11 protein-coding genes are annotated in these 11,104 nt (G+C 63.8%); 9 read left to right on the top strand and 2 right to left on the bottom strand.

Annotated features, from left to right (window positions below):
* Positions 1 to 58 precede the first annotated feature (58 nt).
* Positions 59 to 2,233: a prolyl oligopeptidase family serine peptidase gene (locus L338_RS09885; protein ID WP_022698219.1), complete on the bottom strand. Its 2,175-nt coding sequence runs from the start codon at positions 2,231 to 2,233 to the stop codon at positions 59 to 61.
* Between the two features lie 129 nt (positions 2,234 to 2,362).
* Here L338_RS09885 and L338_RS09880 point away from each other — a divergent pair, with 129 nt between their 5' ends.
* The 9 genes from L338_RS09880 (at position 2,363) to L338_RS17725 (ending at position 10,403) form a co-directional block, all read left to right on the top strand.
* Positions 2,363 to 2,830 carry a MerR family transcriptional regulator gene (locus L338_RS09880; protein WP_022698218.1) on the top strand — a complete coding sequence of 156 codons (468 nt, stop codon included), beginning with the start codon at positions 2,363 to 2,365 and terminating at the stop codon, positions 2,828 to 2,830.
* A 68-nt stretch (positions 2,831 to 2,898) separates the two neighbouring features.
* A complete protein-coding gene (locus L338_RS09875; RefSeq protein ID WP_027068438.1) occupies positions 2,899 to 4,686 on the top strand; it encodes an acyl-CoA dehydrogenase C-terminal domain-containing protein in 1,788 nt (595 codons plus the stop codon).
* The gene (locus tag L338_RS09870) at positions 4,686 to 5,852 is read left to right on the top strand and encodes an acyl-CoA dehydrogenase family protein (protein ID WP_022698216.1); all 1,167 of its coding nucleotides are present in this window, start codon (positions 4,686 to 4,688) and stop codon (positions 5,850 to 5,852) included. The genes L338_RS09875 and L338_RS09870 overlap by 1 nt, the downstream gene beginning before the upstream one ends.
* Positions 5,849 to 6,289, top strand: coding sequence for a PaaI family thioesterase (locus L338_RS09865; RefSeq protein WP_022698215.1), 441 nt, complete (start codon positions 5,849 to 5,851; stop codon positions 6,287 to 6,289). The genes L338_RS09870 and L338_RS09865 overlap by 4 nt, the downstream gene beginning before the upstream one ends.
* Positions 6,286 to 7,491 carry an acetyl-CoA C-acetyltransferase gene (locus L338_RS09860; RefSeq protein ID WP_022698214.1) on the top strand — a complete coding sequence of 402 codons (1,206 nt, stop codon included), beginning with the start codon at positions 6,286 to 6,288 and terminating at the stop codon, positions 7,489 to 7,491. Before L338_RS09865 ends, L338_RS09860 begins: the two co-directional genes overlap by 4 nt.
* Before the next feature lie 4 nt (positions 7,492 to 7,495).
* Complete coding sequence (locus L338_RS17695; RefSeq protein WP_022698213.1) at positions 7,496 to 7,765, top strand: hypothetical protein; 270 nt, start codon at positions 7,496 to 7,498, stop codon at positions 7,763 to 7,765.
* Entirely contained in the window at positions 7,758 to 9,962 is a 2,205-nt protein-coding gene (locus L338_RS09850) for a 3-hydroxyacyl-CoA dehydrogenase NAD-binding domain-containing protein (RefSeq protein WP_022698212.1), read from the top strand. The genes L338_RS17695 and L338_RS09850 overlap by 8 nt, the downstream gene beginning before the upstream one ends.
* Positions 9,963 to 9,965: 3 nt before the next feature.
* Positions 9,966 to 10,112, top strand: a complete 147-nt coding sequence (locus L338_RS17690) for a hypothetical protein (protein ID WP_022698211.1) — start codon at positions 9,966 to 9,968, stop codon at positions 10,110 to 10,112.
* A gap of 132 nt (positions 10,113 to 10,244) precedes the next feature.
* Positions 10,245 to 10,403, top strand: a complete 159-nt coding sequence (locus tag L338_RS17725; RefSeq protein WP_022698210.1) for a hypothetical protein — start codon at positions 10,245 to 10,247, stop codon at positions 10,401 to 10,403.
* A 3-nt stretch (positions 10,404 to 10,406) separates the two neighbouring features.
* On the opposite strand, the gene L338_RS09845 is transcribed toward L338_RS17725, so the two are convergent.
* Positions 10,407 to 11,093 carry a hypothetical protein gene (locus L338_RS09845; protein ID WP_022698209.1) on the bottom strand — a complete coding sequence of 229 codons (687 nt, stop codon included), beginning with the start codon at positions 11,091 to 11,093 and terminating at the stop codon, positions 10,407 to 10,409.
* Positions 11,094 to 11,104: the final 11 nt, after the last annotated feature.

The raw sequence follows: 11,104 nt of genomic DNA, 5'->3' as shown, positions 1-11,104 counted from the left end.
CCCCCTCACCCTAACCCTCTCCCCACGAGGGGGAGAGGGGATTGGTGGTGTGGAGAGGCTAGTTCGACTCTTCCATGTCTCCGCCGGCGTCCTCCGTTTCCGGAACCTCCAGCCCTGTGAAGTGGGCGAGGAAGGCGAGCTGGTCGGAATATTCCTCGATCAGCTTGGATTTCGGCTTGCCTGAGCCGTGGCCGGCGCGGGTTTCGATCCGGGCGAGGACGGGCTGGCCGTCAGCCGGGATGTCGCCGCCCTGAGCGGCCTGCAGCCGGGCGATATATTTGAAGGTGTGGCCCGGCACGACGCGGTCGTCCGTGTCCGCCGTGGTGGCCAGAATCGCCGGATAGTCCGCGTCCGCATCGATATTGTGATACGGCGAATAGGCGTAGAGCGTCTCGAAATCGTCGGCGACGCCCGGATCGCCGTAATCGTCGGTCCAGAAGCGGCCGGCGGTGAACTGGTTGAAGCGCAGCATGTCCATCACGCCCACGGTCGGCAGGCCGACCGCCATCAGGTCCGGGCGCTGATTGACCACCGCGCCGACCAGCAGGCCGCCATTGGAGCGGCCATGAACGCCGAGCTGTTCGGAGGTCGTGATGCCTTCGGCGATCAGATACTCGCCGGCGGCGATGAAATCGTCGAACACGTTCTGCTTGTTATCCAGCCGGCCGGCGTCGTGCCATTCCTTGCCGTACTCCCCGCCGCCGCGAATATTCGCGTTGGCGAACACCCCGCCCATGTCCATCCATGTCAGGAATTGCGGGAAGAAGCGGGAGGTGTAGGAGATGTTGAAACCGCCATAGCCATAGAGCAGGGCCGGGCGGGGCTCATCCAGTTCGATGTCGGCCCGGCGGGCGATGAACATCGGGATCTCCGCGCCGTCCTTCGACTCGTAGAAGACCTGTTCGATGACGTAATCGTCCGGATCATAGGGCAGGTCCGGGGCGAACAGTTCCTCGCTCTCGCCGGTCTCCACATTATAGCTGTAGATGGTTTCCGGGCGGCGGAAGCTCTGGAAGGCGTAGAAGGTTTCCGGATCGCCGTACTTGCCGTTGAAGCCGGAGGCCTCGCCAAGGCCCGGCAGGTCGACCTGGCCTTCCCGGACGCCGTCCATGGCGTAGACCAGGGCGGCGCTTTTCGCATCGATCAGATATTCGGCGATGATCCTGTCGCCAACCACCGAGGCGTCAATCAGCGTATTTTCGCTTTCCGGCACAATCTCGGCGGAGACGGTCTGTTCGCCATTGGGAACGACCGCGATGATCTTGCCCCTGGGCGCGCCGCGATTGGTGCGGAAATAGAGACGGTTATTGGCCGAGCCGATTAGGGCGAACTCGTCCTTGAACCCGCCGAACAGCTTGAAGAATTCGGCGTCGGGCTGGCCGACGCGGCGGATCATGATCTCGTACGCCTCGTCCGTGCCTTTCGAGGCGGTGACGACGATCCATTCGCCATCATCGCTGATTTCGGCCGACAGGCTGACATCGGGTTCTTCGGGACGGTCATAGATCAGCGTGTCATCCGCCTGACCGTCGCCCAGTTCGTGGAAATAGACCTTGTGGTCGTAATTCAGGTTCTGGAATTTCGCGCCTTCTTCCGGGGCGGGATAGCGGCTGTAATAGAAGCCCGACCCGTCCGGCGCCCAGTCGAGGCCGGAGAACTTGATCCACTCGACCGTGTCGGACATCACCTCGCCGGTTTCGACGTCCAGCACCTTTGCCGTGCGCCAGTCCGTTCCGCCGTCCTGGATCGTGTAGAGCAGTTGCGAGCCGTCGGGGGAGGGCTTGATTTCGGCAAGCGCGATGGTGCCGTCATCGGACCACTCATTGGGGTCGATCAGTTCGCGCGGTTCGGCGCCGGCCTCGTCCATCACGTAGAGGACGGACTGGTCCTCGCCCTCGCTGCGTTTGCGGAAGAAAATGCGTCCGCCCTTCTTCTCGGCCAGCGAGTAGGCGTCGAAATCCCAAAGCGCGGTCATGCGGCCGGCGATGGCTTCGCGCCCGCCAATGGAATCCATGAAGGCGTTGGTGAATTCGCTCTCCGCCTGCACCCAGGCGGCGACGTCGCCGCTCTCGCGCACGTCATCTTCCAGCCAGCGATAGGGGTCGGCGACGCTGGTTCCGTGATAATCGTCCGCAACGTCCACCGTGCGGGACTGCGGGTAGGGCGTTCCGGCCTCCTGCGCGGCGGCGGCCAGCGGCAGGGTCAGGACAGTCAGAAAGGCTATGGCGCGCATCAAATGCGTCTCCCCATCCAGGTTGTTATTGGCAGCTTGCGCGCAATCTAGAGCCAATGGGCCGTGGCGCAAAATGACGCATCGGTAAGGTCTTGCCCTTAACGTAAGCGTTAGGTAGGCTCCGCCGCGATGACTGCCCAAACCTATAGCATTTCCCAGCTCGCCGCCGAATTCGGCATTACGCCGCGCGCCTTGCGCTTTTACGAGGATCGCGGCCTTCTCAAGCCCGCGCGGTCCGGCCAGAACCGGGTCTATTCGGCCGCCGACCGGGCGCGCCTCGCCATTATCCTGCGGGGAAAGAGCGTCGGGTTTACGCTAGAGGAAATCCGGGAATTGCTGGATCTCGACCAGCTTGAGGGGCTGAAGACCCAGATGCGCGAGGCGCATCGCCGGCTGGAACAGCGCATCGACGACCTGAAACAGCGCCGCAAGGATATCGACGCGGCGATAGACGAGCTGAAAGCCGGTTGCGAGTGGCTGGAAACCAAGCTGGCCGACAAGGAGCCGCCGGAGGAGCTGAAACGCTCCGCCCGCGCATTCGAGGCGCTGGCCAAGGCGCGGCTTGAATCGGACCTTGCCACGATGGGCTCGAACTAGAGAATTTTCTTAAACGCCGGGCCGCCCCTGCCGGCGGCGCGATTGCGATTAACAGGGGAAGACACGCCATGCCGATGTACAAAGCGCCCGTTCAGGAAATGAAATTCCTGATGAGCGAGGTCCTCGACCTCGACAGATATTCCAATCTTCCGGGCTTTTCCGATGCCACGTCCGATCTGCGCGACGCGATCCTGGACGAAGGCGCGAAGTTCGCGGAAGGCGTGGTCGCCCCCCTGAACCGCGTCTCCGACACGCAGGGCTGCACCTATAATGGCGACGACCATTCGGTGAAGACGCCGGACGGCTTCAAGAACGCCTATGACACGATGAGCCAGAATGGCTGGATGGGGCTGGGCTTCCCGGCCGAGCACGGCGGGCAGGGCCTGCCGGGCGTGCTGTCCATCGCGGTCAGCGAGATGGTTTCGTCCGCCTGCATGGCGTTCGGCATGTATCCGGGCCTGACCGCCGGCGCGGCGGAAGCGCTGCTGTCCGGGGGCACGCAAGAGCAGATCAAGAAATACGTGCCCAACATGGTCTCCGGCCAGTGGGGCGGTACGATGAACCTGACCGAGCCGCACTGCGGCACGGATCTGGGGATGCTGAAATCCAAGGCCGTTCCGAACGGCGATGGCTCCTATTCCATCACCGGCCAGAAGATCTGGATTTCCTCCGGCGAGCACGACCTGGCCGAAAATATCGTCCACCTGGTGCTGGCCCGGATCGAGGGCGCGCCGAAGGGCACGAAGGGCATTTCGCTGTTCGTGGTGCCGAAATTCCACGTCAATGACGACGGCTCGCTCGGCGACCGCAACGATGTCTATTGCGGCGGCCTGGAAGAGAAGATGGGCATTCACGGCAACGCCACATGCGTCATGAATTATGAGGGCGCGAAGGGCTGGCTGGTCGGCGAGGAGAACAAGGGCCTGAAGGTCATGTTCATCATGATGAACCGCGCGCGCATCGGCACCGGCCTGCAGGGTCTGGCGCAGGCGGAGGTCGCCTATCAGAACGCCGCCGAGTTCGCCCGCGACCGCGTGCAGGGCCGCGCGCTGACCGGCCCGAAATACCCGGACAAGCCGGCCGATCCCATCATCGTCCACCCGGACGTGCGCCGCATGCTGATGGATCAGAAAGCCTTCGTGGAAGGCGCCCGGGCGTTCGCCCTGTGGGTCGCGCTTTACGGCGATCTGGAAGAACACGCCGAGGATGACGAGACCCGCCGCAAGGCCGGCGACTACATGGCGCTGATGACGCCGGTGGTGAAAGCCTTCCTGACCGGCAAGGGCTTCGACTCCGTCTCGCAGGCCGTGCAGGTGCATGGCGGCATGGGCTATGTGGAGGAAACGGGCGTCGCCCAGTTCCTGCGCGATAGCCGGATTTCCATGATCTATGAGGGCACGAACGGGGTTCAGGCGCTGGACCTGGTCGGCCGCAAGCTGGCCATGGAGGGCGGCCGCCCGATCTTCACCTTCCTGGAAGAGCTGGACGCGTTCGCCGCCGAGCATGAAGGCGACGAGGCGATGCGCCCGTTCGTCGAGGGCGTGAAAACGTCCAAGGAACGGCTGTCGCAAGGCGTGAACTGGCTGATGGAGAACGGCCTGACCGACTTCAACAATGCCGGGGCCGCCAGCCACGATTTCCTGGAGCTCTTCGGCTACACGGCGCTGGCCTATATGTGGGCGAAGATGGCCAAGACCGCGCTGGCCAAGGCCGGCGGCGGCGATCCTTTCTACGACACGAAACTCAAGACCGGGCGCTATTTCGTGGCCCGGATGCTGCCCGAGACCGAAACGCTGCTGGCCAAGGTGAAGGCCGGGGCGGAGCCGGTCATGGCGCTGGAAGCGGAGGCCTTTTGATGTCCCTGAACGTACTGAGCAATCCCCGTCCCGACTGGCTGGACCAGGAGGACGTGAACATCTTCGAGGACGCAGTGCGCGGCTTCATCGAAAAGGAAGTCCTGCCGAACGGCGAGCGATGGGAGAAGGAAGGCAAGGTCGACCGCGAGGTCTGGAACAAGGCCGGCGAGGCCGGGATCCTGGTCCCCGCCTGTCCTGAGGAATATGGCGGCGCCGGCGGCGACTGGCGCCATGACTATGTGTTCCACATGGCGGTGGCCGAGATGGGCGTCGATGGCTGGGGCGCCTCGCTGCACAACTCCATCGTGGCGCCTTATGTCTGGGAATACGGCACGGACGGGCAGAAGGAAAAGCTGCTGCCCAAGCTGGTCTCCGGCGAATATGTCGGCGCCATCGCGATGTCCGAGCCCGCCGCCGGGTCCGATCTGCAGGGCATCAAGACGACCGCAGTGAAGGACGGCAACGGCTATCGCCTGAACGGCCAGAAGACCTTCATCACCAATGGCGGCACGGCGAACTTTGTCGTGGTGGTCGCCAAGACCGACCCGAGCGAGGGCGCGAAAGGCACCTCGCTCTTCCTGGTGGAAACGGACGAACTGGAAGGCTTCAAGCGCGGGCGCATGCTCGACAAGGTCGGCCTGAAGGGTCAGGACACGGCCGAGCTGTTCTTCGATAATTGCTTCCTGCCGGCTGACAGCCTGCTGGGCGAGGTCGAGGGGCAGGGCTTCATCCAGCTGATGGAGCAGCTGCCGCAGGAGCGCCTGCAGATCGCGGTTCAGGGCGTGGGCATGATGAAGCGCGCGCTGGCCGAGACCATCGCCTACGTCAAGGAGCGCCACGCCTTCGGAAAGCCGGTGATCGCGTTCCAGAACACCCAGTTCAAGCTGGCCGAGATGAAGACCAAGGCGACCATCGCCGAGAGCTTCTGCCACGACTGTTCAAAACGGCTGCTGGAAGGAACCCTGGACGCCGCGACGGCGTCGATGGCCAAGTACTGGGTCACGGACACGCAATGCGAAGTCATCGACGAATGCGTGCAGCTTCACGGCGGATACGGCTATATGAACGAGTATCCGGTCGCCCGGATGTGGCGCGACGCCCGCGTCCAGCGCATCTATGGCGGCACCAACGAGATCATGAAACTGCTGATTTCGAGGACGCTGTGAACCCTGAAGTCCTCCGCAAGCTGCCCAAGCCAAAGCTGGCCGATTTGCTCGGCTGGAAGTTCGAGTCGTTCGACGCCGAAAAGGGCGAGCTGACGCTGAGCTTCGTGGGGCGGGAGGACTTCACCAACCCGACCGGCAACGTCCAGGGCGGCATGCTGGCCGCCATGATGGACGACACGATGGGGCCGGCCATGGTGATCGTTTCAAACGGCGAGAAATTCGCGCCGACCATCGACTTGCACACCCATTTCCTGCGGCCCGTGAAACCGGGCCCCATCACGGTGAAGGCGCGCGTGACCCAGATGGGCCGCACCATCGCTTTCGGCGAATCCGAACTGTTCGATTCCCGCGGCCGCCTGTGCGCGCGGGCGACCTGCAGCTCCGCCGTGATGCCTTTGCAGAACAATACCCCCGAGACACTGGAGGCCTCCGCATGACCAAGGCTTATATCTACGACGCCGTGCGCACGCCGCGCGGCAAGAAGAAGAACGGCGCGCTGCACGAGATTACCGCGCTGTCCCTGTCCACCCAGATGCTGGAAGCGATCCGCGACCGGAACGAGCTGGACACGTCCAGAGTGGACGACGTCGTGCTGGGCTGCGTCTCGCCGGTGGGCGAGCAGGGCGCCGATATCGCCCGCGCTTCGGTCATCAACGCCGAGTATGCGCAGACGACGGCGGGCGTGCAGATCAACCGCTTCTGCGCTTCCGGCCTGGAAGCCACCAACATGGCGGCGGCCAAGGTGATGTCGGGCGAGGCGGATTTCGCCATTGGCGGCGGCGTGGAATCCATGAGCCGCGTGCCCATGGGCTCCGATGGCGGCGCGATGATGTCCGACCCGGAAATGAGCTTCGACCATTACATGGTGCCGCAGGGCATCTCGGCCGACCTGATCGCCACCAAGTACGGCTTCTCCCGCGATGACGTGGACGCCTATGCGGTGGAGAGCCAGAAGCGCGCGGCCAAGGCCTGGGACGAGGGCCGGTTCAAGAACTCCATCGTTCCGGTGAAGAACCAGCTGGGCCTGACCCAGCTTGACCATGACGAGCATATGCGCCCGGATTCCGACATGCAGTCGCTGGGCTCGCTGAACCCGTCCTTCCAGGGACTGGCGGAATTTGCGGGCCTGGATAGCGTGGCCATCCAGCGCTACCCGGAAGTCGAGGCGATCAACTACGTCCATACGCCGGCCAACTCCTCGGGCATTGTGGACGGCGCCGCGGCGGTGCTGGTCGGGTCCAAGGACGCCGGCAAGGCGGCGGGCCTGAAGCCCCGCGCCCGGATCAAGGCGATGGCCTCCATCGGCTCCGAACCGACGATCATGCTGACCGGCCCGGTGACGGTGACCCAGAAGGTGCTCGACAAGGCCGGCATGAAGGCCAAGGACATCGATATCTGGGAGCTGAACGAGGCGTTCGCCTCTGTCGTCCTGCGCCTGATGCAAGCCTATGACATCGACCACGACAAGATGAACGTGAATGGCGGGGCCATCGCCATGGGCCACCCGCTGGGCGCGACCGGGGCGATGATCCTGGGCACCGTCCTCGATGAGCTGGAGCGCACGGGCAAGGAAACCGCCCTTGTGACGCTCTGCGTCGGCGGCGGCATGGGCACGGCGACGATCATCGAGCGGGTGTAACCCCATGGCGGGTCGGAAAGACACAAACGACGAGCAACGCGAACGCCAGCAGGCCGCCTTCCAGCGCGGCCTGCCCATCGGGATCGGCGTGGGCATTGCGATTGGCGTGTCCTTCGGCCTGCTGTTTGGCTTGATGTTGGACAATCTCGCGCTGGGCGTGGCGATGGGGCCGGCCCTTGGCATGGGCATCGGCATCGCGCTGTCCCCCGCCTTCGGCGCGCAACTGATTGAGAAAGACCGCCCGACGGGCGGAAAGGACGAGACAGATGAATAATTTCACCATCGACATCGACAATGACGGCATCGCGCTGGTCACGTTCGACGTGCCGGGCCGGTCCATGAACACGCTGACCAATGAAGTGATCGGCGAGATCGACGAACTGGCCGAAAAGATCGCCAGCGACGACGCCATCAAGGGCGCGGTGATCACGTCCGGCAAGGCGTCCGGCTTCTGCGCCGGGGCCGATCTTGGGGAAATGGGCGGCGGCCTGTTTGGCGGGTCCGGCGCCGCCAAGTCGGAAGACGAGCTGAAACAGGAAATCTTCGACAGCGCGTTCCGCCTGAACAAGACGCTGCGCGGTCTGGAGACCTGCGGCAAGCCGATCGCCGCGGCGATCAACGGCCTGGCGCTGGGCGGCGGGTTCGAGATTACGCTGGCCTGCCATTACCGCGTGGCCGCGAATGACAATCCGAAGCTGAAAGTCGGCCTCCCCGAAGCCATGGTCGGCGTCCTGCCGGGCGGCGGCGGCACGCAGCGCCTGCCGCGCCTTGTCGGCGCGATGAACGCCTTCGACCTGATGCTGCAGGGAAAGCAGATCCGCGTGGAGAAGGCCGCCGAGCTGGGCCTGGTGGACACCGCGCCGGGCGATCAGATCGTCCAGAAGGCCAAGGACTGGGTGAAAGCCAATCCGGACGCCAAGGCGCCGTGGGACCAGGAGAAATTCAAGGTTCCGGGCGGCGGACCATACCATCCGTCCGGCGCGCAGGTTTTCATGGGCGCGGCCTCCATGCTGCGCAAGAATACCTGGGGCAATTACCCGGCCCAGCGTTTCATCCTGTCCTGCGTCTATGAGGGGCTGCAGCTGGATATCGATTCCGGTCTGCGGATCGAGAGCCGGTATTTCGCCAAGCTGCTGATGCGGCCCGAAAGCCGCAACATGATCCGCTCCATCTTCCTGTCCAAACAGGCGCTGGAGAAGGGCGCGGCGCGCCCGGCGGGTCAGGAGTCCAAAAAAATCAAGAAGATCGGCGTCGTCGGCGCGGGCTTCATGGGCGCGGGCGTGGCCAATGTCTCCGCCCAGGCCGGAATCGAGGTCATCCTGATCGACAAGGATCAGGACGGCGCGGACCGCGGCTACCAGCATATCGAGAAAGACCTGGCCAAGCGCGTCGAGCGCAAGAAGATGACCGAGGAGAAGAAGGCCGAGATCCTGGGCCGCGTCACCGCGACCACGGACTATTCCGGCCTGAAGGACGCGGACATCGTGGTCGAGGCGGTCTTCGAGGCGCGCGACGTCAAGGAGCCGGTGATCAAGAAGATCTACGAGTCGGTCGGCCCGGACACGATTGTCGGGTCCAATACCTCGACCCTGCCGATCTCCTCGCTGGCCGAATACGGCGCCGATCAGGACCGCTTCATCGGCGTGCACTTCTTCTCGCCGGTCGAGAAAATGATGCTGGTTGAACTGATCAAGGGCGAGAAGACGGGCGACAAGGCGATCAGCGTCGCCATCGATTTCGTCGCCCAGATCAAGAAGACCCCGATCGTGGTCGAGGATACGCGCGGCTTCTACGCGAACCGTTGCGTCATGCGCTATATCCAGCAGGGCATGCATATGCTGGAGGAAGGCTATCTGCCGGCCCTGATCGAGAATGGCTCGAAGATGGCCGGCATGCCGGTGGGGCCGCTTTCCCTTCAGGACGAGGTCGCCATCGATCTTGGCTACAAGGTGCTGCAGGCCACCAAGAAGGATATGGGCCCGGAGGCCGCCGACGGCCCGACCGAGCGCATCCTGACGGTGATGTATGAGGCCGACCGCATGGGCCGCAAGAACGGCAAGGGCTTCTATGTCTATCCGGACGGCGGCAAGAAACGTCTCTGGGAAGAGCTGGACCAGTTCGCCAAGGACGGCGTCCTGCCCGAGAAGAAACAGCCCTCCACGGACCTGATCCGCGACCGCGTCCTGTATTCGCAGGCCATCGAGGCGGCGCGCTCCATGGAAGAGGGCATCGTGGACGATCCGCGGGAAGCCGATGTCGGCTCCATCCTCGGCTGGGGCTATGCGCCTTTCACGGGCGGCGTGCTGAGCTTCATCGATACGGTGGGAACGGAGGCCTTCGTGAAACGGGCCGATGAGCTGGAAGCCAAATATGGCGATCCGTTCGAGGTTCCCGAGCTTCTGCGCGAGATGGCCGGCAAGGGCGAGACCTTCTATGGCCGCTTCGGCCGCGACGAGAAGAAGGCGGCCTGACCCGTGTCCGGCAAGGGCAGGGACGTCATGCCGCCTGACGAGGAGCTGGAGGAGGGGCTCGACGAGTCCTTCCCCGCCTCCGATCCGCCCACGGCGACGGCGCCCGGTTCAGACCGGGACGACCCCGCGCCGGGGGATGAGGAAGAATGAAGAAAGGCCGGGCGCAAACGCCCGGCCTTTTTCCTTGCGGTGATATGCAGACAGGCGCGCGGCCGATGGAGCCTTTTGGGCGACGATGCGTTCAACCGGTGAACAAAAACCGCCCCGAAGGAGGCTCGATCCATGAGTGATCCGAAGAAACCCAAGGACGACAAGTCCCGCGAAGAAGAGATTGACGAAAGTCTCGACGAGACGTTCCCGGCGTCCGATCCGCCGAGCTATATGCCGCCCGCGCCGGACGATCCCGACGAAGAGGACGACAAGAAAAAGAAGAAGGACTAGGCCCTAGTCCTTCTTGTCCTTGTCGCGACCGAACATGCCGCCGAACACGTCTGAAAGCGTGTTCGGCGTTCGCGTATTGCGCTGCTGGCGCTTTTCTTCCTTAGACCGCTGAAGGTATTCGCCTTCCTCGCCCGGCTTTTTCGGGTCCAGCGCGCCGCCGATAAAATCACCGAACAGCGGAATATCGTCGACCAGACGGTCGTCATAGACATTGCAGTCGCGCATGACGCGATAGATTTCCGCGTCCGCGCCGCCGGTCGTGAAGGTCAGGCGGATGGGATCGCCGCGATCCTTCTGCGCCTCGATGAACAGGCGGCGGCCCTTGATCATCCGCCAGGCAAAGGTTTCGGGGTTCGGGGCGACCAGCATGGCGCGGTCATCCTCGGCGGCGTACCAGGTCTCGGTCACGATCTCCCCGTCATCGACGCGATAGCGCACCGGCGTCGCGGCGGCGGCGATATATTGCGGGAAGCTGACCGCGGCGGACAGGCCCTGAAAGGCGTCGCAACGGACCTGAACGCGAATGCGGTTCAAACCCTCCGACTGTTCGGTCCAGGCGACGGTGGACAGGGAGTCGTCGAAATTGTCGTAATTCCGGTCGTAATCCCAGTCGTCGGTAACCACGGGAACCGCGGCGGCGGAGCCGGCGGAAAGCAAAAATGCGGCGAAAGCCATGCGTAGCGTGGTCATTGGCAAACAGT

Source organism: Euryhalocaulis caribicus (genome assembly GCF_000412185.1).
GTDB lineage: Bacteria > Pseudomonadota > Alphaproteobacteria > Caulobacterales > Maricaulaceae > Euryhalocaulis > Euryhalocaulis caribicus.
This window is presented reverse-complemented; position numbering and strand designations above follow the sequence as displayed.

Coding starts and splice junctions, on each gene's coding strand:
- L338_RS09885 (WP_022698219.1), bottom strand. CDS start 2,233: ATGCGCGCCATAGCCTTTCTGACTGTCCTGACCCTGCCGCTGGCCGCC.
- L338_RS09880 (WP_022698218.1), top strand. CDS start 2,363: ATGACTGCCCAAACCTATAGCATTTCCCAGCTCGCCGCCGAATTCGGC.
- L338_RS09875 (WP_027068438.1), top strand. CDS start 2,899: ATGCCGATGTACAAAGCGCCCGTTCAGGAAATGAAATTCCTGATGAGC.
- L338_RS09870 (WP_022698216.1), top strand. CDS start 4,686: ATGTCCCTGAACGTACTGAGCAATCCCCGTCCCGACTGGCTGGACCAG.
- L338_RS09860 (WP_022698214.1), top strand. CDS start 6,286: ATGACCAAGGCTTATATCTACGACGCCGTGCGCACGCCGCGCGGCAAG.
- L338_RS17695 (WP_022698213.1), top strand. CDS start 7,496: ATGGCGGGTCGGAAAGACACAAACGACGAGCAACGCGAACGCCAGCAG.
- L338_RS09850 (WP_022698212.1), top strand. CDS start 7,758: ATGAATAATTTCACCATCGACATCGACAATGACGGCATCGCGCTGGTC.
- L338_RS17725 (WP_022698210.1), top strand. CDS start 10,245: ATGAGTGATCCGAAGAAACCCAAGGACGACAAGTCCCGCGAAGAAGAG.
- L338_RS09845 (WP_022698209.1), bottom strand. CDS start 11,093: ATGACCACGCTACGCATGGCTTTCGCCGCATTTTTGCTTTCCGCCGGC.